Genomic DNA, 22,332 nt, shown 5'->3' on the forward strand with positions numbered 1-22,332 from the left:
TTCGACGCAAACTTCGTGTGCAAGGCGATTTCAGACCGGACGGAATTGGTTCGGTGCGTCGCGATAGATGCCACGAAAGCAAGGAAAATCAAAGGGTTTCCGGCGTCCCCTATGGGTCAGAGGCCTACGCCTCCAACACAATTTTGCCAATATGTGCGCTCGTCTCCATGCGCCGGTGGGCATCGGCCGCCTTTTCCAGCGGGAAAGCGCTGTCCATCACCGGTTTGACCCGGCCTTCGCGCAGAAGCGGCATCACTTTCGCCTCGATCGCGGCCACCATCGCCGCCTTGTCCGCATTACTACGGGGGCGCAGCGTCGAGCCGGTATGCGTCAGGCGCTTGACCATGACCTTGGCGATGTTGACGCTGACCTTGGGGCCGTTGAGGGTCGCGATCTGGACGATGCGGCCGTCAACCGCGGCAGCGTCGTAGTTGCGGTCCACATACTCGCCGGCGACCATGTCGAGGATCAGGTTGACGCCGGCATTGCCGGTCTCCGCCTTCACCACGGCGACGAAGTCTTCGGTCTTGTAGTTGATGGCGCGGTCGGCCCCGAGCTTGAGGCAGGCATCGATCTTGTCCTGCGAGCCGACGGTGACGAACACCTTCGCGCCGAACGCCTTCGCAAGCTGGATTGCCATGGTGCCGATGCCGGAGGAGCCGCCATGGATCAGCAGCGTCTCGCCGGCCTTGAGGCCGCCGCGCTCGAACACATTGTGCCAGACCGTCATCAGGGTTTCCGGCAGCGCGCCGGCTTCCTTGATCGACAGCGCCGGCGGCACGCTCATCGCCTGGGCGTCCTGCGCGATGCAGTACTGCGCATAGCCCCCGCCGGCGACCAGCGACATCACCTTGTCGCCGATCTTGTGCCGCTTGGCATTGCTGCCGACGGCGACGACTTCACCGGCGATCTCCAGGCCGGGCAGGTCGCTGGCGCCGGGCGGCGGCGGATAGGCGCCGGAGCGCTGCGCGACGTCGGGCCGGTTGACGCCGGCGGCCTGCACCTTGACCAGGATCTCGTCGGGACCGGGCTGCGGCACGGTCCGTTGTTCCGGCACCAGCACCTCCGGTCCGCCGGGCTTGGAGATGGCGACCACGGTCATTTGCGCGGGCAGCTTGTCCATGATGTGTCCTTGAGCAAAGGTGCGGGAGGAGACGAGGCCATTGCTTAGCCAGCGCGGTCCAAGCTGGCAACCGCCTCAGCCGTGTGCCCGGTGCGAACGCAGGAGGAACGATCATGGCGACGGAAGACGACGACCGCCCGCGCAAGAAGATCACGCATGAAATCGGACAGGATCTCTCACTGTTGTCCGTGGAGGAACTGACCGAGCGCGTCGCCCTGCTCAAGACCGAGATCGCAAGGCTGGAAGAAGCCGCCGCCAAGAAGCGCGCCTCGCGCGACGCGGCGAACAGTATTTTCAAGTCGTAGCGGCTGTCGCTCCACTCTCGTGTCCAGGACGTGGCGCCCGAACTCTCCTCGTCGTCATTCCGGGGCGGCGCGATAGCGCCGAGCCCGGAATCCATAACCACAGGCTTTTGCAGGGGCAGGCTGACAGAGCCGGGGCGCCTCATCCGCTCGTGGTTATGGATTCTCAGATGCGCAATTGCGCATCATAGCTCGCGACTTCGTCGCGCCCCGGAATGACGAGGGGAGTTTGTTCCGCAGTGCACTCGGCCACTGACCGACATGGCTAACGAACCCTCAAAAAATTCGCTCGTTTACCGTCGATTAAGCTTTCGGCTTTATGACTGGAACTGTCCTCGTTTGGACACCGAGTGGCTCCTGTCCACTCTGTTTGACGCCTCCCTGTTATCAACTTTCAAAGCCGCCGGTCTTCCGGCGGCTCTTTTTTGCGTCTCGTTGCGGTTGAATTCCGAGGAAAGACCCGCGGAAACCATATCCGAGCTTGTCGCTGGACTCCGCGTCCCGCCCGCGCAATGATTTGTTCATCATAAAGCCGGCGCAAAGCCGGACAGGTAAACAGTTGCGTAAGGGGCGTTAACCATGGAACGTTTGCAAGCCGACGGCGCTCTCGTTCAACTCAGCGAGCGGTTCACCAATTCGGCTGCGTTCGGCACGCTGTTCCGCGAGGGCATGGACCTCGTCGAAGAGACCGCCGCCTATCTCGACGGCGCCGGCCGCACCGAGGCCAAGGCACTCGATCGCGCCGTCAGCCTCACCTACGCGACCGAGAGCATGCGCCTCACCACCCGCCTGATGCAGCTCGCCTCCTGGCTGCTGCTGCACCGCGCGGTGAAGGAAGGCGAGATGACGCTGGTCCAGGCCAACCGCGAGAAGACCAAGGTCAAGCTCAGCGCGGCCGATCCCGGTCCCGCCGACACCATCGAGAAGCTGCCCTCGCAGCTGCAGGATCTGATCCATCGCTCGATGAGCCTGCAGACCCGCGTGCGCCGCCTCGACACCACCATCCACACCCCGCCGGCCGAGCACATCGCGATCGGCAACCCGCTGGTGCCGCACCTCAACGCGCTGAAGGCCGCGTTCGAGCGGTAAGCTCTATCGACAATCTCGGTCGTCATTCCGGGACGCGCCTCTTGGCGCGGGCCCGGAATCCATACTCCCGACCGTGGTTATGGATTCTCAGATGCGCAATTGCGCATCATAGCTCGCGACTTCGTCGCGCCCCGGAATGACAGCCGGAAAAAACAAAAACGCCCCCGGTCTCCCGGGGGCGTTTTTCGTCGCGGCCGAAACGGCCGGATCAATCCTTCTTGAGGAAACCCGAGAACTTCTTCTGGAAGCGCGAGACGCGGCCGCCGCGATCCATGATCTGGGCGTTGCCGCCGGTCCAGGCCGGGTGCGACTTCGGGTCGATGTCGAGGTTCAGCGTGTCGCCTTCCTTGCCCCAGGTGGAGCGGGTCAGGTACTCGGTTCCGTCGGTCATCACGACCTTAATCGTATGATAATCCGGATGAATTTCGGCTTTCATGGCAATTCCTAGGGCGACCTGCGCCTTGCTTGAGTGGCTATCGAATGACGGATTTGGCCGGCTCTATACCCCAGCGGACCCTTCAAAACAAGCCATTGTGGGCAAAGGAGAACCGGGCCGTCCCCTAAGGGACATCCCGGATTTGCCACTCCCCCCGCACCGGCCTATGTGGAGCACATCTGTCTCCCTGGGTCCGATCTCATGAGCGCTGTGGAACGGCTTGACGACCAGTACCGCGACGAGCGCGATGCCGCGCCGCCTGAGGCCCCGTCCATCGAAGCCGAGCTGATCGAGCAGCCCGCCAAGGGCCGCGCCAAGCTGCGGCCGCTGCTCGCGCTCGCGCCCTATGTGGCCCGCTATCGCGGCCGGGCCGCGCTCGCCTTCGTCGCGCTCACGATCGCCGCGCTGACCACGCTGCTGGTGCCGGTCGCGGTGCGCCGGATGATCGATTTCGGCCTGACGCCTGAGGGCATCGAGCTGATCAACAGCTACTTCTCGGTGATGATCGCGGTCGTCGCCGTGCTCGCGCTGGCGAGCGCCGCGCGCTACTACCTCGTGATGACGATCGGCGAGCGCATCGTCGCCGACCTCAGGCGCGATGTCTTCGCTCATTTGCTGTCGCTGTCGCCCGCCTTCTTCGATTCCGCGCGCAGCGGCGAATTGATTTCGCGGCTCACCGCCGACACCACCCAGCTCAAATCCGCCGTCGGCGCCTCGGTGTCGATCGCGCTGCGCAACCTGATGATGTTCTTCGGCGCGGTGGCGATGATGGTCATCACCAGCCCGAAGCTGTCGGGCTTCGTGCTGCTGGCCATTCCCCTGATCGTGCTGCCGCTGGTCGCCTTCGGGCGCTGGGTGCGGCGTCTGTCGCGCAATGCGCAGGACACGCTCGCCGAGGCCTCCGCCTATGCGGGCGAGCTGGTCGGCGCGATCCGCACCGTGCAGGCCTATACCAGCGAAGGGTTGGCTGCGAAGCGCTTCGGCGGCGAGGTCGAGCAAGCCTATGAAGCCGCGCGCACCTCGACGCAGGCGCGCGCCGTGCTCACCGCCATCATCATCTTCATCGTGTTCGCAAGCGTGGTCGCGATCCTCTGGATCGGCTCGCATGACGTGCTGACCGGCGCGATCTCGCCGGGCCGGCTCGGCCAGTTCGTGCTTTATGCCGCGTTCGCGGCCGCCGGCCTCGGCCAGCTCAGCGAGGTCTGGGGCGAAGTCTCGGCGGCCTCAGGCGCTGCCGAGCGGCTGTTCGAGATCCTGCATGTGCAGCCCGACATCAAGGCGCCCGCCTCACCGCGCGCGCTGCCGGTGCCGGCGCGCGGCGAGGTCGGGTTCGACCAGGTCAGCTTCGCCTATCCGGCACGGCTCGACGTCAAGGTGCTCGACGCCGTGTCGTTCACCGTGCGCCCCGGCGAGAAGGTCGCGATCGTCGGTCCCTCCGGCGCCGGCAAGAGCACGATCTTTCATCTGCTGCTGCGCTTCTACGATCCGCGCAGCGGCGCGATCTCGCTCGACGGCGTGCCGGTCAGGTCCGCCGATCCCCGTGATTTCCGTTCCCGCATCGCGCTGGTGCCGCAGGAATCGAACGTGTTTGCCGCGAGTGCCCGCGAGAACATCCGCTTCGGCCGGCCCGATGCGACCGATGCCGAGGTCGAGCGCGCCGCCGAGCTCGCGCATGCCGCCGAGTTCATCCGCCGCCTGCCCGAAGGTTTCGACACGCCGCTCGGCGAGCGCGGCGTGACGCTGTCCGGCGGCCAGCGCCAGCGCATCGCGATCGCGCGCGCGATCCTGCGCGATGCGCCGCTGCTGCTGCTCGATGAAGCCACCTCCGCGCTCGACGCCGAAAGCGAGACGCTGGTTCAGACCGCACTCGAAGAGCTGATGAAGCACCGCACCACGCTGGTGATCGCCCACAGGCTTGCCACCGTGCTCTCCTGCGACCGCATCCTGGTGATGGACCAGGGCAAGATCGTCGAGCAGGGCACGCATGCCGAGCTGGTGGCTGCGAACGGGCTCTATGCGAGGCTCGCGAGGCTGCAGTTCGAGGGGGCGTGACGAGCGAGACACCCGCCGGCTGCCCTAAATTCGGTGTCGTCCCGGCGAAGGCCGGGACCCATAACCCCAAGAAGAAGTTTGTCGAAGACTCGTAGTGAAGAGTCCTCTCACGGTACGGTCACCTGCGCCTATCGATAGATCACGCGGTATGGGTCCCGGCCTTCGCCGGGACGACGCCGGAGAGATTGGCGCGCGCCTACGGCCTCCACACCATCTTCAGCACCGGCCGTCCCGAGGTCGGGTTCACCTCATCGCCGGCATGCGCAAAGCCGTTGCGCTCGTAGAAGCGGATGGCGCGCGTGTTGTCCTTGTTGACGAGCAGCGTGACGCCAGAAGGTGACAGGCGCTTGGCTTCCTCCACCAGCAGCCGCGCGGCATCCGAGCCCCAGGATGCGGGATCGACCACGAGCTGGTCGAGATAGCCCTCGCCGTCGATGGTGACGAAGCCGGTCAGCGCGCCGTCCGCTTCCGCAACCACGATCGAGGCCTTCGGCACCAGATCCTTGCGCCAGCGCTCGCGCCACCAGTCCAGCCGCGCCGCGAAGTCGATCTGCGGATAGGCCTGCTGCCAGGTGCGATGCCAGAGGTCGATGGCGGCAGCCTCGTCCTCGGCGCGATAGGGGCGGAGGTGGAGGGCGCTCATCAATACACACCGTCGTTCCGGGGCGCGCGCAGCGCGAACCCCGGTGCGCAATTGCGCACCTGAGAACTTCGAGATTCCGGGTTCGATGCGTCGCATCGCCCCGGAATGACTGCCCCAAGAAACACCACTACCGCTCCGTCAGCTTCAGCTCGATGCGGCGGTTGCGCTTGTAGGCGTCCTCCGTGTTGGCGGTGTCGAGCGGCTGGAATTCACCGAAGCCGGCGGCGACGAGGCGCTGGGCCGGCACGCCGAGCGAGATCAGGTACTGCACCACCGAGATCGCGCGCGCCGCGGACAGGTCCCAGTTCGACTTGAAGCTCGCACCGCTCACCGGGCGCACGTCGGTATGGCCGTCGACGCGCAGCACCCAGGCGATCTCGGCCGGGATCTTCTTGTCGAGCTCGATCAGCGCGTTCGCCACCGTGTCGAGCTCGGCGCGCCCCTCGGGCAGGAGCGTCGCCTGGCCCGTGTCGAAGAACACCTCGGACTGGAACACGAAGCGGTCGCCGACGACGCGGATGTCGGGGCGGTTGCCGAGGATGGCGCGCAGGCGGCCGAAGAACTCCGAGCGGTAGCGCGACAATTCCTGCACGCGCTGCGCCAGGGCGACGTTCAAGCGAGAACCGAGATCCGCGATCCGGTTCTGCGATTCCTTGTCGCGCTTCTCGCTGGCATCGAGCGCCTCTTCCAGCGCGGCGAGCTGCCGCCGCAGCGCGCTGATCTGCTGGTTCAGCACCTCGATCTGCGCCAGCGCCCGCGCCGAGACCGCCTTCTCCGAGTCCAGCGCCTTGCCGAGTTCGGTGGACTTGCCCTGCGCGTCGTTGCCGGCGGCAGCCAGGCCGTCATAGAGGCCCTTGATGCGGTCGCGCTCGGACTCCGCCGAGGCGAGGCCGGCCTTCAATTGCGAGACCTGGTCGTCGAGCGTGAGCTTGCCGAGCTTCTCCAGCGAGAGCAGCTCGTTGAGCTGGGCGATCTTGGCGTTGAGCTGCTCCAGCGCCTTGTCCTTGCCGCTCACCTCCTGCGACAGGAAGAACTGCACGACCAGGAACACCGACAGCAGGAACACGATCGACAGCACCAGCGTCGACAGCGCGTCGACGAAGCCGGGCCAGTAGTTGAAGGCGCCGTCGCTGCGGCGGCCGCGCGCTAGAGCCATGTCGCTAACCCTTCTCGGGCTGGCGCGCGAGCCGCTCCAGCAGGCGGCGGATCTCGCGGTTCTGCTCGCCCTGGCCGTCGGCCCATTCGCGGATCATCTGCTGCTCGGTGCGCATGTGCGAGACCAGCGCCTGGATGGCTTCGGCAAGGCTCGCCATCGCCGCCGTGGTGCCGCGGCTGGCGCTGCCTTCCTCCAGCACGGAGCGCAGCCGCTCGACGGCCGCCTGAAGCTCGCCGCTGGCAACACCCCCGCCGGTGGCGGCCACGGTCACTTCGCCGCGGCCATATTCGCGCACGGTGGTGGCGAGCCAGTCCTCGAGGTCGGTGTAGAAGCGGTTCTGGGCCTGGCTCGATTGCAGGTCGAGGAAGCCGAGGATCAGCGAGCCAGCGAGGCCGAACAGGGAGCTCGAGAACGAGATGCCCATGCCGCCGAGCGGGGCGGCGAGGCCCTCCTTCAGCGTGTCGAACAGCGCCCCGGAATCGCCGCCGACCTTGAGCCCGTCGATCACCTTGCCGACCGAGCCGACGGTCTCGATCAGGCCCCAGAAGGTGCCGAGCAGGCCGAGGAAGACGAGCAGGCCGGTCATGTAGCGGGAGATGTCCCGGGCCTCGTCGAGGCGGGTCGCGATCGAATCGAGCAGGTGCCGCATCGTGGTCTGGGTGATCGTCATCCGCCCGGTGCGCTCGCCGCCCAGGATCATGGCCATCGGCGCCAGCAGCTTGGGGTGCCGGGCCGGCGCGAGGCCGGGATCGGCGATGCGGAAATTATTGACCCAGGACACCTCTGGGTAGAGCCGGATGACCTGGCGGAAGGCCAGCACGATGCCGATGAACAGCACCGCCCCGATCAGGGCGTTGAGGCCCGGATTGGCGAAGAAGGCCTGGATGATCTGCTTGTAGAGCACCACGCCCACCAGCGCGCAGAGCACCAGGAAGACCAGCATCCGCACCAGGAAGACGCTGGGCGAGGATAGCTTGGTGTATTCGATGTCCATGGGGGAGCGGGGCGAGGCGCCTGACGGCATGTCCGGTATCATCCGTTACGAAAGCTTGCTTGCGGCGCGCACTATGGCACAGCGCCAGCCCAAAAAAAGCGCCGGATGCGCGGATTCCGTGGAGAGCTTCCGGAACCCAAAGCCGAAACCGCGCTTTGATAAGGACGTATTTTGCAAAACTTCGGCAATCCGCAGGCTTAGGTCGGATTTTTTGCATGGTGACGGATCTCGGGGGACTGGACGTCATCGCGCCGTTGCTCGCGGTCCTGATGGCGTTCGCCTGCATCCGGCTGGGCGGCAACGCCCGAACCTGCCCGTTGCTTCTTCCGCGTCCCGAACCAGACATGACCAGGGGAGTGGCCGCATGAGCGTCGTTTCCGCGATCATCGGGACTGCCGAACGCGTGCCGCTGCCTGATGTCGTGATCCGCGCCGCGATCCAGCGTCTGTGCTCGCGGACGGCGACCCGCATCTCCGCCCTCGGCGCGGACGACGAGGTCGCCTTCGCCGGGCGGATGATGCTGCGGCCGATCGCCGAGGACATCGATGCCGCCAATGCCGGGCACGACGAGGCGCCCGCATCCTTCATCGCGCAGGCGCTCGGCCCCAACCGCAAATACTCGTCCTGCTTCTACACGACCGATGCGACCACCCTGCGGGAGGCGGAAGAGGAGGCGCTGCGCCAGACCGTCGCGCATGCCGGTCTCGCCGACGGGCAGACCATCCTCGAGCTCGGCTGCGGGTGGGGCTCGCTGTCGCTCTGGACGGCGCGGCAGTTTCCGCATGCCAAGGTGACGGCGGTGTCGAACTCGCAAGGCCAGCGGGCCTATGTCGAGGAGCAGGCGCGGCTGCGCGGGCTTTCGAACCTGCGCGTGGTCACCGCCGACATGAACGTGTTCGCGCCCGAGGGCCAGTTCGACCGCATCGTCTCGGTCGAGATGTTCGAGCACGTGATGAACTGGCGCAAGCTGATGACGCGCCTGCGGTCATGGCTCGCGCCCGAGGGGCGCCTGTTCATGCACATCGTCACCCATCGCTCCGGCTCCCATCTGTTCGACCGGGCCAATCGCGAGGACTGGATTGCGCAGCACGTCTTCACCGGCGGGGTGATGGCGAGCCATCACCTCGTCAGGCAATTCGACGACATCTTCACGGTCGAGAAGGAATGGTGCTGGAGCGGCACGCATTATCAGCGCACCGCCAACGACTGGCTCGCCAATTTCGATGCCCATCGCGACGCGATCGAGGCTTCCTTGCGCAACGTCCATGGCGACGAGACCGCCTTGTGGATGCGACGCTGGCGCTGGTTCTTCCTCGCGACATCGGGCCTGTTCGGCTACGCCGGCGGAACGGAATGGGGCGTCAGCCACTACCGGATGACGGCGGCGGATGAGGGGGTCTCATAGTCCCGCGTGCCCAGCGCATGCATGAGGTCCGCTGTGCCCCCATAGCGGCGCGATGGCGGACCTCATCCGAGGTCCGAATTGGGGCCAATTCCGGACATTCCTAGGGGGCCGCAGTGTCTTCGTGCGACGCCACCTGTTTCCCGGATGCGTCAGGTGACGTAGAATGTCACTGCCCCTTGAAGCGGGACGTGCCGAAATCACCGTCCGGGCAAACGAGAGCACGGGTGCTATCGGCAGGCACACTCCTCTTAGAGACCGTTCCTTTTTTCGGTTTCGCACCACCGTTCACCACGAACTTTGCCCGCTGCGTTTGCGGCGGCTCGTTCGCGTAATGTCGGGAGGAAAGCAATGAGCAAAGTCAATCGAAGGTCCGCACTGGGAATCGGGTTGGCTGCAGTTTCGGCTGCCATGGTCAAGCCAGCGGCCGCTCAAGCCACAAGCTACAAGGATACGACGCCTTGGCCAGGTGTCGTGGTGCGTGAATATGAAGGCGAAACACCATCCCTGATCCCAGGTTTTAAGACCGTCTCAATGCGCGATATCATTATGCAGCCGGGGTCGAAGACCATGGGCCCCCCGATGATGAATGCCATGGTCTGCCATGTCACCGAAGGGGAGCTTCGGCTTGAGCAGGAGGGAAAGACCTTTACGGGCAAGAAGAATTTTGTCTGGACCTGCAACAAGGAAACAAAAGAACAGGCGTACAACGACGGGAGTGTGGTCGCGATTATGCGGATCACCGACCTGAAGGCTTAAGGCTCGTTTCTTCGCAAGAGATCTATTGTGGGAGCGGATGGCGCATGCGACGACGCGCCATCCGCGTGCAGGACCGCTTCGGGTCACGAGCGGTGATGCTTTGATTGATCGCAAAACTTCCGCTTGGCCGTCAGTAGCTGAATGTCGTTTGCGCCCTCGTGAACGCACGTCCCGGCTCGAAACGTTTGATTGCGATGTTCTGTCGCAGCGCGCGGCGATGGAACTCGACTCACAATCCGGTGAGAGCCGGAAAGTGACCTGAACTCAGCACGATAGGTCATGTGACATTGGGCCGCCCGCGCCACGCGTTGCATCGCAGCAGGCGCATTCTATTTTGACGACATCAGCCGCGCGTGATTTGCCCAGAACGGGCCCGCGCGGAGCGTGACCAGTTTCAACAACATCGGGGCACTTAACTTCATGTCAGGACTTCGTGCGCGATCGGCATGCGTTGCAATGATGCTCGCGGCCTTTGCGCCGCTGCTCGCCGCTTGCGAGGAATCCAGCTCGGCCGTGTCCGCCGCCCAGCCTGCCGATCCTGACGTCAGCATCGTCGTCGTCAAGCAGCAAGCCCGCGCCGTGGTGCGCGAATTGCCCGGCCGCATCGCGCCGACGCGCGTCTCCGATGTGCGGCCGCGCGTCTCCGGCATCGTGGTCGAGCGCCTGTTCCGCCAGGGCAGCGAGGTCAAGGCGGGCGATGCGCTCTATCGCATCGATCCGCGTCCGTTCGAGGTCGAGGTGATGGCCAACGAGGCGGCGGTCGCCAAGGCCGAAGCCGGGTTGATGCAGGCCAAGCAGCAGGCGCACCGTATCGCCACGCTCACCAGCCAGCGTGCAGCGCCCGAAGCCGAGAACGAGAAGGCGGTTGCCGCCGAACGCCAGGCCCATGCCGAGGTCGAGGGCCGCAAGGCCGACCTCGCGCGTGCCAAGCTCAATCTCGACTATGCCACCGTGCGCGCGCCGATCGACGGCGTGGTTGGTGCAGCGCTCGTCAGCGAAGGCGCGCTCGCCGTGCAGAACGAGACCAACCTCGCCACCATCCAGCAGCTCGATCCGATCTATGCCGACTTCACCCAGTCGGTGAACGAGCTCAACCAGCTCCGCCGCGCCTTCGAGAGCGGCGATCTCGATCGCATCGAGGCCGATGCCGTCAAGGTGCGCCTCGTGCTCGACGACAACACCCTTTATTCGCTCGACGGCAAGCTGCTGTTCTCTGAAGCCAAGGTCGACGCCCATACCGGCCAGGTGACGCTGCGCGGCGAGTTCCGCAATCCGAAGCGCGAGCTGTTGCCGGGCATGTATGTCCGCGTCCGCCTCGACCAGGGCCTCGATAGCGACGCCATCGCGGTGCCGCAGCAGGCGATCCAGCGCAATGGCGGCGGCGGCAGCGAGGTGTTCGTCGTCAAGGATGACAACCGCATCGCGGTGCAGCCGGTGCGCACCGGCTCGGTGCAGGACGGCATCTGGTTCGTCACCGACGGCCTCAAGGCCGGCGACAAGGTCGTGGTCGAAGGCTTCCAGAAGTTCGCGGCCGGCGACAAGGTCAAGCCGCAATCCTGGTCGGAGGCGGACGCGACCGCGGACAACCGTCACGCCCAGAAGCTGACGCGGTAACGTGCCATGGCGAGTTTCTTCATCGACAGGCCGATCTTCGCCTGGGTCGTGGCGCTGTTCATCTGTCTGATCGGCGCGATCTCGGTGCCGCTGCTGCCGATCGCGCAATACCCGATCATCGCGCCGCCCTCGATCTCGATCTCGACCAGCTATCCCGGCGCCTCGCCGGAGAACCTCTACAACAGCGTCACGCGCCTGATCGAGGAGGAGCTCAACGGCGCCTCCGGCATCCTCAATTTCGAATCGACCAGCGACTCGCTCGGCCAGGTCGAGATCATCGCCAATTTCCAGCCCGGCACGGATACCAGCGCGGCGTCCGTGGAGGTGCAGAACCGCATCAAGCGCGTCGAGGCGCGGCTGCCGCGCGCGGTGATCCAGCAGGGCATTCTGATCGAGGAAGCCTCGAGCGCGGTGCTCCAGATCATCACGCTGAACTCGACCGACGGCAGCCTCGACGAGGTCGGCCTCGGCGACTTCATGATCCGCAACGTGCTCGGCGAGATCCGCCGCATCCCCGGCGTCGGCCGCGCCACGCTGTATTCGACCGAGCGCTCGCTTCGCGTCTGGGTCGATCCGGCCAAGCTCGTCGGCTATGGACTGACCGCCGAGGACGTCAACAAGGCGATATCGGCGCAGAATGCGCAGGTCGCCTCGGGCAGCATCGGCGCCGAGCCGTCGACGTCGACCCAGCGCACCTCCGCGCTGGTGCTGGTCAAGGGCCAGCTCTCGTCCCCCGATGAATTCGGCGCCATCATCCTGCGCGCCAATGCCGACGGTTCGACCGTGCGCCTGCGCGACGTCGCGCGCATCGAGGTCGGCGGCCTCAGCTACCAGTTCAATACGCGCCTGAACGGCAAGCCGACCGCGGGCCTGTCCGTGCTGATGTCGCCGACCGGCAATGCGCTGGCGACCGCGAGCGCGGTCGAAGAGAAGATGAAGGAGCTATCGCGCTTCTTCCCGGCCAACATCTCCTACGAGATCCCCTACAACATCACGCCCGTGGTCGAGGCCTCGATCAAGAAGGTGCTGTCGACGCTGGTCGAAGCCGTGGTGCTGGTGTTCGTGGTGATGTTCTTGTTCTTGCAGAACATCCGCTACACCATCATTCCGACCATCGTGGTGCCGGTGGCGCTCCTGGGCGCCTGCACCACGTTGCTGCTCGCCGGCTACTCCATCAACATGCTCTCGATGTTCGGCATGGTGCTCGCCGTGGGCATCCTCGTCGACGACGCCATCGTCGTGGTCGAGAACGTCGAGCGCATCATGAGCGAGGAGGGGCTGCCGCCGAAGGAGGCGACGCGCAAGGCGATGTCGCAGATATCAGGCGCCATCATCGGCATCACGCTGGTGCTGATGGCGGTGTTCGTGCCGATGGCGTTCTTCCCCGGTTCGGTCGGCATCATCTACCGCCAGTTCTCGGTGACCATGGTGGCCGCGATCGGCTTCTCCGCCTTCCTCGCGCTGTCGCTGACGCCGGCGCTGTGCGCGACCCTGCTCAAGCCCGTCGCGGCCGGTCACGGCCACGCCAAGAAGGGCGTGTTCGGCTGGTTCAACCGCATGCTCGAAGGCGGCAAGGAAGGCTATTCCCGCACCGTCGGCTTCTCGCTGAAGCGCACCGGCCGGCTGATGCTGGTCTATGTCGCGCTGCTCGTCGGCCTGTCCTGGGCCTTCGTCAACCTGCCAGGCGGCTTCCTGCCCGTCGACGACCAGGGCTTCGTCACCACCGACGTGCAGACGCCGTCGGATTCGTCCTACGCCCGCACCGAAGCCGTGATCGAGAAGGTGGAAAAATATCTGGCGCAGCGGCCGGGCGTCGACAACGTCACCTTCCTCACCGGCTTCAGCTTCTCCGGTCAGGGCATGAACACCGCGCAGGCCTTCATCACCTTGAAGGACTGGTCGGAGCGTGGGCCGAAGGAGTCGGCCGCCGCGATCGTTGCCGACATCAACCGCGATCTGTCGTCGTCGATCCGCGATGCGAAGATCTCCGCGCTGCAGCCGCCGCCGATCGACAATCTCGGCAACTCCTCGGGCTTCTCGTTCCGTCTCCAGGACCGCGGCCAGAAGGGCTATCCGGCACTGATGCGCGCCGCCGACCAGCTCATCGCGGAAGCCAATGCGAGCCCGGTGCTGCAGAAAGTCTATGTCGAGGGCCTGCCCGAGGCGGGCGTGGTCAATCTCGTGATCGATCGCGAGAAGGCCGGCGCCTTCGGCGTCACCTTCGAGGACATCAACAACACCATCTCGACCAATCTCGGCTCGAACTACATCAACGACTTCCCGAACCGCGGTCGCATGCAGCGCGTCGTGGTGCAGGCCGACGCCCGCGACCGCATGCGCACCGAGGACATCCTCAACTACAACGTCAAGAACAGCCGCGGCCAGCTCGTGCCGTTCTCGTCGTTCACCACGGTGGAGTGGGCACGCGGCCCGACACAGATCGCCGGCTTCAACTACTACCCGGCGGTGCGCATCTCCGGTGAGGCCAGGCCCGGCTTTACCTCGGGCGACGCCATCGCCGAGATGGAGCGCCTTGCCGGCAAGCTGCCGCGCGGCTTCGGCTATGAATGGACCGGCCAGTCGCTCCAGGAGAAGCTGTCGGGCTCGCAGGCGCCGTTCCTGCTCGCGCTCTCGGTGTTCGTGGTGTTCCTGTGCCTCGCCGCGCTCTACGAGAGCTGGACCATTCCGCTCGCGGTGCTGCTCACCGTGCCGCTCGGCATCGTCGGCGCCGTGATCGCGGCGATGCTGCGCGGCCTGCCCAACGACGTCTATTTCACCGTCGGCCTGATCACCATCATCGGGCTCGCGGCCAAGGACGCGATCCTGATCATCGAGTTCGCCAAGGATCTGCGCAAAGAAGGCAAGCCGCTGGTGGACGCGACCATCGAGGCCTGCCGCCTGCGCTTCCGCCCGATCCTGATGACCGGCCTTGCCTTCATCTGCGGCGTGCTGCCGATGGCCATCGCCCACGGCGCCGGCGGCGCCAGCCAGCAGGCGCTCGGCAGCATCGTCATGGGCGGCATGATCGCGGTGGTGATCCTGGCGCTGCTGATGGTGCCGGTGTTCTTCGTCTCCGTGCAGCGCGTGCTGGCGGGTGATCGGGAGAAGGTGGCGGCGGAGGGCGAGGCCTACGGGCCGCCGGCGCCGGTGAAGCTATAGGGAAAACTGTCATTCCGGGGCGCGCATCGCGCGAACCCGGAATCCATCGCGCCACCATTGACTCGGATCAATGGATTCCGGGCTCGCGCCAAGAGGCGCGCCCCGGAATGACGACGTGGAGGGGGCGGCGCGCTACGCAGGCTTCCGCAAAATCTTCACCAGCTCCCCGTGCACGAACTCGTTCCCGCACACCACATGCCCGGTCACCAGCGCATCGCCTGTCGTGTCGATGTCGCTCACCGTGCCGCCTGCCTCGCGCACCATGATCATGCCGGCGGCGATGTCCCAGGATTGCAGGTTGCGCTCCCAGTAGCCGTCGAGGCGGCCGGCGGCGACGAAGGCGAGGTCGAGGGAGGCGGCGCCGAAGCGGCGCAGGCCCGCGACGCGGTCCTGGATCGCGGTCATCTCGCGGCGGAATTCCTCGTGGTCGCCGCGGCCGATATGGGGCAGGCCGCAGGCCACCACGCATTCGTTGAGCTGGCGGCGGCCGGCCACGCGCAGGCGCTGGTCGTTGAGGAAGGCGCCCTTGCCGCGCTCGGCGATGTAGAGCTCGTCATTGGCGGGGTTGTAGATCACGCCGGCGATGATCGTACCCTCGCGGGCGAGGCCGATCGAGATCGCGAATTGCGGGATGCCGTGCAGGAAGTTGGTGGTGCCGTCGAGCGGATCGACGATCCAGGTGTGGCTCTTGTCGGTGCCCTCGCGGGTGCCGCCTTCCTCGCCGATGAAGCCGTAGCCGGGCCGCGCCTTGGCGAGGTCCTGGTAGAGGATCTCCTCGGCGCGCTTGTCGGCGAGCGAGACGAAATTCGCCGGCCCCTTGAGCGAGACCTGCAGATGCTCGATCTCGCCGAGATCGCGTTTGAGGCTGCGGCCGGCGCGGCGCGCGGCCTTGACCATGACGTTGATAGTGGCGGAATACAGCATGAGCTTCCGGTCTTGATCGGGGGAAATGGCGCGAAAACGCGCCTGTTTGGGGGATTGGGTGCCCTGTGGGGGGCCCAACGTCAAGTCATTGCGTCAGGTCATTTGGCGCCGAGCCATTTCCTGGCGGCGGCCTCGGCCTTGGCCCGGTCCTCGGCCGGCAGATCGGACAATTGCTTGTCGAGCTCCGGATCGCCCTTGCCGCCGGTCTTGGCCACCAGGTGCCATTTGAACCCCTCGACCTTGTCCACGGGCGTGCCCATGCCGTTGATCAGCACCCAGGCCAGCCGATTCTGCGCGATCGCGCTGCCCTGGCGGGACGCCTTGCGGAGCAGGGCTACGGCCGCCGGCTGGTTCTTCGGCGTGCCGGTGCCGTTGAACAGCGCGATGGCGTATTCGACCTCGGCATCGACATTGTCGGTCAGCGACGCCGCCTGGAGCAGTCGCACCGCGCGTTCCGGGTCCTTCGGCACGCCGGTGCCTTCCTTGTAGAAGGTCGCCAGCGCGTATTGCGCCTCGGGCAGGCCGGCGTCCGCCGCCTGCCGCAGCAGCTCGGCGGAACGCTTGACGTCCTGCGGCAGGGTCTGGCCGTCGAGATAGAGCAAAGCGAGGTTATAGGCCGCCTTGGGCTCGCCGAGCTTGGCGGCGGAGGCCATCAGCTTCACCGCCTCGCCCTTGTCGACCGGGCCGCCGCGGCCGGCGATGCGCATCATGGCGAGCGCGAACATCGCCTCGCGGTCACCGGCGTCGGACGCACGCTTGTACCATTCGAGCGCCTTGGCGTAGTCGCGCTTGATGCCCATGGCGTTGGAATAGAGCTCGCCCAGCATGGTCATCGCCTTGGGATCGCCCGCCTGGGCGCGGGCGGTGGCGAGCTCGAACGCGGTCTTGTACTGGCCGCGCTGGTAGGCGCCGAACACCAGGTCGACATTGGAATTGTCGGTCGGAGGCGCCGGGAGCACGGTCGCGGGCAGCGCCGGCTTGGGGGAGGCGGACGGCTTCGGTGCCGGCGCGGCCTCCTTCTTCTTGGGGGGCGCGGGCGGCTTGGCTTTCTGCTTCTCGGCCGGCGGGCTCGGCGTCGTGGCCGGCGGCGTGATCTGGAGTTGCGCTGCCGCGGGCACCGTGAGCAGCAGCGTGGCCAGGATGGTGATGCGCGGGAGCTTCATGTCGGGCGCTAGCCGTGCTCGCCCGCGGGATTTTGGCTTGCGAGCGCAGCCGCATGGGCCTTCTTGATCGTGGCGTCGGCCTCGATCAGTGCGGCCTTGGCCCCGCGCGGATCGGCCCAGACGAACTCGCCGACCAGCACGAAATCGGCGCCGCTGGCGGCGAAGTCGTAGGCCTCTTCCAGCGAGGTCGCAAAGCCGACGCAGGGCGGCTCGAACAGCTCGGCCCACCAGTCCAGCCGCTCGGCGATCGCCTCGGACGACGGACGCTGGCCCTTTGCATCGGGCTCGCCGAACAGCAAATAGTCCGCGCCAATTTCGCCCGCATCCATGGAATGGTGCCGCGTCGTCAGCCCGCCGACGCCGGCGATGCGATCGGGCTTGAGAGATGGCAGCGCCTCTTTCAGCGCGGCGATGCCGGGCAGGTGCGCGCCGTCGGCGCCGCCGCGCGCGACCAGTTCGGCATGGCCGTCGATCAGCAGCGCGGCGCCGGCCTTCTGGACCGGCGGCGCGAGTGCCTTGATCCACGAGATCATGGTGCGCTGGTCGGTCTCCTTCAGCCGCACCAGCACGGCCGCGACGTCGGCGGCCGCGAGCAGGCCCGGCAACTCGGCGACGAGCGAAGCCGGGTCATCGACAACAGGCGTCGCGAGATAAAGGCGCGGCGCCGGGCGCGGCGGAGGCGATTTGTTCGACAAGGTCTAGGCCGCTTTCTTTTCCAGGCTGCTTTGCCATTCGCCTTTGGAGGCGAGGCCGTTCATTCGTGCACGATGGCTGAAGGCGCGCTGGCCGGCCGCGACGTTCTCGGCCTTGCCGGACCAGGCCTTCTGCGGCGCGGCCTGAAGCGCGCGGCCGTAGGAGAAGGTCAGGCCCCAGGGCAGCGGGCCGAGCTTGTGCATGGCGTTGAGATGCGCGGTTGCCTCTTCGTCCGACTGGCCGCCGGAGAGGAAGGCGATGCCGGGCACCGCCGCCGGCACACAGGCCTTGAGCAGCCGTATCGTCTTCTCCGCGACCTCCTCGACGGGGGCCTGCTTCGCGCACTTCTTGCCTGAGATCGCCATGTTCGGTTTCAGCACCATGCCTTCGAGCGCGACGCGCTGCACGCGCAATTCCTGAAACGTCTTGTTGAGCACGCGCTGCGTGACCTCGTAGCAGCGGTCGATGTCGTGATCGCCGTCCATCAGCACTTCCGGCTCGACGATCGGCACGATCTGCGCGGCCTGGCACAGCGCGGCATAGCGCGCCAATGCGTGGGCGTTGACGCTGATCGCGGTCATCGAGGGGATGCCACTGCCGATGTCGATCACCGCGCGCCATTTGGCGAAGCGCGCGCCGCGCTCGTAATACTTCTTCAGCCGCTCGGCGAGCTTGTCGAGCCCGACGGTCACGAGCTCGCCCGGGCACATCGGCAAGCCTTGCGTGCCTTCGTCGACCTTGATGCCCGGGATGGCGCCGCTACTCTCGATCAGCTTCACCAGCGGCGTGCCGTCCTTCGCATCCTGCCAGATCGTCTCGTCATAGAGGATCACGCCGGAGATGTACTGGCTCATGGCTTCCCTGGATCGGAACAGCATCTCGCGGTAGTCGCGCCGGTTCGATTCCGTCGATTCCACGCCGATCGCGTCGAAGCGCTTCTTGATGGTGCCGGAGGATTCGTCGGCGGCAAGGATGCCCTTGCCGGGCGCGACCATGGCGGTCGCGATCCTGTTGAGCTCAGTCAGATCCATCGAGAGGTCCTCCCAAAACGATTCTGCCCTTGCCCGTGAAAATAGACCGTTCTCGGGCAAATGCCGAGTTAACGTTCGTCGCAGGGGTAAGGGGGTTCTCTGTCATTCCGGGATGCGCCGAAAGGCGCAGGCCCGGAATCCATAACCCCAGGCTGTGGTTATGGATTCCGGGCCCACGCTTCGCGTGTCCCGGAATGACGGGAGGGTGTGTCCGGAGGCCTTACGCCACCGCGCGATCGCTACGCGACGCGGGGGTCGAGCTCGCCCTTGGCGTAGCGCTTGGCCATCTCGGCGGTGGTCAGGACCTTCTTGATCTTGGAGGCCTGGCCGGCGGTGTTGAACTCCTGGAGCCGCTGCTTGCACAGCTTGGTCATCGCTTCCATCGCCGGCTTCAGGTACTTGCGCGGGTCGAACTCTTCCGGATTGTCCTTCAGCACCTTGCGGATCTGGCCGGTCATGGCCATGCGGTTGTCGGTGTCGATGTTGATCTTGCGCACGCCGTTCTTGATGCCGCGCTGGATCTCGGTAACAGGCACGCCCCAGGTCGGCTTCATCTTGCCGCCATAGGTGTTGATGATGTCCTGGAGGTCCTGCGGCACCGACGACGAGCCGTGCATGACGAGGTGCGTGTTCGGCAGCTTGCGGTGGATCTCCTCGATCACCTTCATGGCGAGGATGTCGCCGTCCGGCTTGCGGGTGAACTTGTAGGCGCCGTGGGAAGTCCCCATCGCGATCGCGAGCGCGTCGACCCTGGTCTCCTGCACGAACTTCACGGCCTCGTCCGGATTGGTCAGGAGCTGGTCGTGGCTCAGCTTGCCTTCGGCGCCGTGGCCGTCTTCCTTGTCGCCCATGCCGGTCTCGAGCGAGCCGAGCACGCCGAGCTCGCCCTCGACCGAGATGCCGCCGAGATGGGCCATGTCGGTCACGGTCTTGGTGACGCCGACATTGTAGCCCCAGTCGCCGGGGGTCTTGCCGTCGGCCTTGAGCGAGCCGTCCATCATCACCGAGGTGAAGCCGGCCTGGATCGCGGTCATGCAGGTCGCCGGCTCGTTGCCGTGGTCGAGATGCACGCAGACCGGGATGTGCGGATAGATCTCGGTCACCGCGTCCATCATGTGCTTGAGCATGACGTCGTTGGCGTAGGAGCGCGCACCGCGCGAGGCCTGGATGATGACGGGCGCATCGACCTGGTTGGCGGCGTCCATGATCGCCAGCGCCTGCTCCATGTTGTTGATGTTGAAGGCCGGTACGCCGTAATCGTTCTCAGCCGCATGGTCGAGCAATTGACGTAACGTGATCCGAGCCATGTGTCTTTTTCTCCGGTTTGGGCCTTCAGGGCCCGCTAGCTACTTGTCGACTGACTACTTGATGCGCAGGACCTCGACGCCGGGCAGTGGCTTGCCTTCCATCCATTCAAGAAATGCGCCACCGGCGGTCGAGACATAGGTGAAGTCACCGGCCACGTGGGCCTGGTTGAGGGCCGCGACGGTGTCGCCGCCGCCCGCGATCGAGATCAACTTTTTCGCCTTGGTGCGCTCGGCGGCGTGCTTGGCGGCCGCGACCGTGCCGCGGTCGAACGGCTGCATCTCGAAGGCGCCGAGCGGCCCGTTCCAGACCAGCGTCGCCGCGTCGTCGATCGCCGCGTGCACGCGCGCGACCGATTGCGGGCCGACGTCGAGGATCATGCCGTCGGCCGGGATCGCATCGAGGCCGTAGGCGTGGGACGGCGCGTTGGCCGCGAAATGATAGGCGACGGTGGCGTCGACCGGCAGGATGATGGCGCAGTTGGCGGCTTCCGCCTTCTCGATGATGCGCAGCGCGGTCGGCGCGAGATCCTTCTCGGCCAGCGACTTGCCGATGCCGACGCCCTGGGCGTGCAGGAAGGTGTTGGCCATGCCGCCGCCGATCACCAGCGCGTCGACCTTGCTGACGAGGTTTTCGAGCAGGTCGATCTTGGTCGAGACCTTGGCGCCGCCGATGATCGCGATGACCGGCTTGGTCGGCGAGCCCAGCGCCTTCTCCAGCGCATCGAGCTCGGCCTGCATGGTGCGGCCGGCATAGGCCGGCAGCTTGTGGCCGAGGCCTTCGGTCGAGGCGTGGGCGCGGTGCGCGGCCGAGAACGCGTCATTGACCCAGATGTCGCCGAGCTTGGCCAATTCCGCGACGAAGGCGGGATCGTTCTTTTCCTCTTCCTTGTGGAAGCGGGTGTTTTCCAGGCACAGGATGTCGCCGTCCTTGAGTGCCGCCACGGCCGTGGCCGCGGGCTCGCCGATGCAGTCGTCGGCAAACGCGACGGGCTTGTTCAGGACCTTCGACAGCGCCTCGGTGACGGGCTTGAGCGACTCCTTGGCATCGCGTCCCTTCGGCCGGCCGAAATGCGCGAGCAGGATCACCTTGCCGCCCTTGTCGGCGAGCTCGGTGATGGTCGGCGCGACGCGCTCGAGCCGGGTTGCGTCGGTGACGCGCCCGTTCTCCATGGGCACGTTGAGGTCGACGCGCAGCAGCACGCGTTTGCCCTTCACGTCGACGTCGTCGAGGGTGCGGAATTTGTTCGCCATGGGATGGCCTCAACCATTTGGACTGTCATTCCGGGGCGCGCTTAGCGCGAACCCTGGTGCGCAGTTGCGCACCTGAGAATCTCGAGATTCCGGGTCTGGTCCTTACGGACCATCCCGGAATGACGAAACCGCTGCGGAGTTAGATCACCTTCGCGATCGCGACCGCGGTGTCGGCCATGCGGTTCGAGAAGCCCCACTCGTTGTCGTACCAGGACATCACGCGCACCAGCGTGCCGTTCTGCACCTTGGTCTGGTCCTCGTGGAAGGTCGAGGAGTGCGGATCGTGGTTGAAGTCGATCGAGACGTTCGGCGCATTGGTGTAGCCGAGGATGCCCTTGAGCTGCTGCTCGGAGGCGCGCTTCATCGCCGCGTTGATTTCCTTCACGTCGGTGGCGCGCTTGGCAATGATCTTGAGGTCGACGACCGAGACGTTCGGGGTCGGCACGCGGATCGCGACGCCGTCGAGCTTGCCCTTCAGTTCCGGCAGCACGAGGCCGATCGCCTTGGCGGCGCCGGTCGAGGTCGGGATCATCGACATCGCCGCCGCGCGGCCGCGATAGAGATCCTTGTGCATGGTGTCGAGCGTCGGCTGGTCGCCGGTATAGGCGTGGATCGTGGTCATGAAGCCGGTCTCGATGCCGACGAGATCGTTCAGGACCTTGGCGACCGGCGCGAGGCAGTTCGTCGTGCAGGAGCCGTTGGAGACGACCAGGTGATCCTTGGTCAGCGTGTCGTGGTTGACGCCGTAGACGATGGTGGCGTCGGCGCCGTCGGCGGGCGCGGAGACCAGCACGCGCTTGGCGCCGGCGGTCAGATGTGCGGAGGCCTTGTCCTTCGAGGTGAAGATGCCGGTGCATTCGAGCGCGATGTCGACGCCGAGATCCTTCCAGGGCAGCTTCGAGGGATCGCGCTCGGCGGTCACCTTGATCTTGCCGCCTCCGAGGCTGATCGAATCGCCGTCGACGGTGACGGTGCCGGGGAAGCGGCCGTGAACGCTGTCGAAACGGAGCAGATGGGCATTGGTCTCGACCGGGCCGAGGTCGTTGATGCCGACCACCTCGATATCCTTGCGGCCGGACTCTGCAATCGCCCGCAGGACGTTGCGGCCGATACGACCAAAACCGTTGATTCCAACGCGGACTGCCATCTTTCGTCTCCTTCAATGACCGTTGTCATCCCGCCGGACGCGCGGCTAACGCGTCAGCGAGGGTTTTTTAGGGCGGACGCCCGGTTC

General features: G+C 65.9%; 20 protein-coding genes. 8 read left to right on the forward strand and 12 right to left on the reverse strand.

The annotated features are described in order from the left end of the window. Positions 1-124 precede the first annotated feature (124 nt). Complete coding sequence (locus ACE10W_RS04380) at positions 125-1,123, reverse strand: NAD(P)H-quinone oxidoreductase (protein ID WP_028173456.1); 999 nt, start codon at positions 1,121-1,123, stop codon at positions 125-127. Positions 1,124-1,236: 113 nt separating this feature from the next. On the opposite strand from ACE10W_RS04380, the gene ACE10W_RS04385 reads away from it, so the two are divergent. Continuing rightward, positions 1,237-1,428: a DUF1192 domain-containing protein gene (locus ACE10W_RS04385; RefSeq protein ID WP_011084320.1), complete on the forward strand. Its 192-nt coding sequence runs from the start codon at positions 1,237-1,239 to the stop codon at positions 1,426-1,428. Between the two features lie 576 nt (positions 1,429-2,004). Beyond that, a complete protein-coding gene (locus tag ACE10W_RS04390) occupies positions 2,005-2,514 on the forward strand; it encodes a DUF1465 family protein (RefSeq protein WP_011084322.1) in 510 nt (169 codons plus the stop codon). Between the two features lie 208 nt (positions 2,515-2,722). Here the strand turns inward: ACE10W_RS04390 and rpmE are convergent, their stop codons facing one another. Next, on the reverse strand, positions 2,723-2,950 hold the full coding sequence (rpmE, locus tag ACE10W_RS04395; RefSeq protein ID WP_011084323.1) for a 50S ribosomal protein L31: 228 nt from the start codon (positions 2,948-2,950) through the stop codon (positions 2,723-2,725). Positions 2,951-3,151: 201 nt separating this feature from the next. On the opposite strand from rpmE, the gene ACE10W_RS04400 reads away from it, so the two are divergent. Next, positions 3,152-5,002, forward strand: coding sequence for an ABC transporter ATP-binding protein/permease (locus ACE10W_RS04400; RefSeq protein WP_271552292.1), 1,851 nt, complete (start codon positions 3,152-3,154; stop codon positions 5,000-5,002). Between the two features lie 196 nt (positions 5,003-5,198). Here the strand turns inward: ACE10W_RS04400 and ACE10W_RS04405 are convergent, their stop codons facing one another. From ACE10W_RS04405 to ACE10W_RS04415, 3 genes are all read right to left on the reverse strand, one after another. Continuing rightward, on the reverse strand, positions 5,199-5,645 hold the full coding sequence (locus ACE10W_RS04405; RefSeq protein ID WP_304550859.1) for a GNAT family N-acetyltransferase: 447 nt from the start codon (positions 5,643-5,645) through the stop codon (positions 5,199-5,201). A 127-nt stretch (positions 5,646-5,772) separates the two neighbouring features. Further along, positions 5,773-6,801 (reverse strand): peptidoglycan -binding protein, encoded by a 1,029-nt coding sequence (locus tag ACE10W_RS04410; RefSeq protein WP_011084326.1) that lies wholly within the window; start codon positions 6,799-6,801, stop codon positions 5,773-5,775. Positions 6,802-6,805: 4 nt separating this feature from the next. Next, positions 6,806-7,825, reverse strand: a complete 1,020-nt coding sequence (locus ACE10W_RS04415) for a hypothetical protein (RefSeq protein WP_038965387.1) — start codon at positions 7,823-7,825, stop codon at positions 6,806-6,808. Positions 7,826-8,010: 185 nt separating this feature from the next. On the opposite strand from ACE10W_RS04415, the gene ACE10W_RS04420 reads away from it, so the two are divergent. The 5 genes from ACE10W_RS04420 to ACE10W_RS04440 all read left to right on the forward strand — a co-directional run bounded on the left by ACE10W_RS04420 (position 8,011) and on the right by ACE10W_RS04440 (position 14,729). After that, the gene (locus ACE10W_RS04420; protein ID WP_161536595.1) at positions 8,011-8,163 is read left to right on the forward strand and encodes a hypothetical protein; all 153 of its coding nucleotides are present in this window, start codon (positions 8,011-8,013) and stop codon (positions 8,161-8,163) included. After that, on the forward strand, positions 8,160-9,200 hold the full coding sequence (locus ACE10W_RS04425; RefSeq protein ID WP_304550860.1) for a cyclopropane-fatty-acyl-phospholipid synthase family protein: 1,041 nt from the start codon (positions 8,160-8,162) through the stop codon (positions 9,198-9,200). Before ACE10W_RS04420 ends, ACE10W_RS04425 begins: the two co-directional genes overlap by 4 nt. 348 nt (positions 9,201-9,548) lie before the next feature. Beyond that, the gene (locus tag ACE10W_RS04430; protein ID WP_028173451.1) at positions 9,549-9,956 is read left to right on the forward strand and encodes a hypothetical protein; all 408 of its coding nucleotides are present in this window, start codon (positions 9,549-9,551) and stop codon (positions 9,954-9,956) included. A gap of 420 nt (positions 9,957-10,376) precedes the next feature. Next, positions 10,377-11,570 carry an efflux RND transporter periplasmic adaptor subunit gene (locus ACE10W_RS04435; RefSeq protein ID WP_304550861.1) on the forward strand — a complete coding sequence of 398 codons (1,194 nt, stop codon included), beginning with the start codon at positions 10,377-10,379 and terminating at the stop codon, positions 11,568-11,570. 6 nt (positions 11,571-11,576) lie between these two features. Further along, entirely contained in the window at positions 11,577-14,729 is a 3,153-nt protein-coding gene (locus ACE10W_RS04440) for a multidrug efflux RND transporter permease subunit (RefSeq protein WP_304550862.1), read from the forward strand. A 132-nt stretch (positions 14,730-14,861) separates the two neighbouring features. On the opposite strand, the gene ACE10W_RS04445 is transcribed toward ACE10W_RS04440, so the two are convergent. From ACE10W_RS04445 to gap, 7 genes are all read right to left on the reverse strand, one after another. Further along, on the reverse strand, positions 14,862-15,653 hold the full coding sequence (locus ACE10W_RS04445; protein WP_028173448.1) for an inositol monophosphatase family protein: 792 nt from the start codon (positions 15,651-15,653) through the stop codon (positions 14,862-14,864). Positions 15,654-15,751: 98 nt separating this feature from the next. Next, entirely contained in the window at positions 15,752-16,816 is a 1,065-nt protein-coding gene (locus ACE10W_RS04450; protein ID WP_304550863.1) for a tetratricopeptide repeat protein, read from the reverse strand. An 8-nt stretch (positions 16,817-16,824) separates the two neighbouring features. Beyond that, positions 16,825-17,511, reverse strand: coding sequence for a thiamine phosphate synthase (locus ACE10W_RS04455; protein ID WP_028173446.1), 687 nt, complete (start codon positions 17,509-17,511; stop codon positions 16,825-16,827). 3 nt (positions 17,512-17,514) lie between these two features. After that, positions 17,515-18,540 carry a class I fructose-bisphosphate aldolase gene (locus tag ACE10W_RS04460; protein WP_011084336.1) on the reverse strand — a complete coding sequence of 342 codons (1,026 nt, stop codon included), beginning with the start codon at positions 18,538-18,540 and terminating at the stop codon, positions 17,515-17,517. Between the two features lie 239 nt (positions 18,541-18,779). After that, entirely contained in the window at positions 18,780-19,847 is a 1,068-nt protein-coding gene (gene fba, locus ACE10W_RS04465; protein ID WP_011084337.1) for a class II fructose-bisphosphate aldolase, read from the reverse strand. 54 nt (positions 19,848-19,901) lie between these two features. Next, positions 19,902-21,098: a phosphoglycerate kinase gene (locus ACE10W_RS04470; protein ID WP_011084338.1), complete on the reverse strand. Its 1,197-nt coding sequence runs from the start codon at positions 21,096-21,098 to the stop codon at positions 19,902-19,904. 139 nt (positions 21,099-21,237) lie between these two features. Then, positions 21,238-22,245, reverse strand: coding sequence for a type I glyceraldehyde-3-phosphate dehydrogenase (gene gap, locus ACE10W_RS04475; protein ID WP_011084339.1), 1,008 nt, complete (start codon positions 22,243-22,245; stop codon positions 21,238-21,240). Positions 22,246-22,332: the final 87 nt, after the last annotated feature.

The sequence above is a fragment of the Bradyrhizobium sp. B025 genome (genome assembly GCF_042257955.1).
Lineage (GTDB): Bacteria > Pseudomonadota > Alphaproteobacteria > Rhizobiales > Xanthobacteraceae > Bradyrhizobium > Bradyrhizobium diazoefficiens.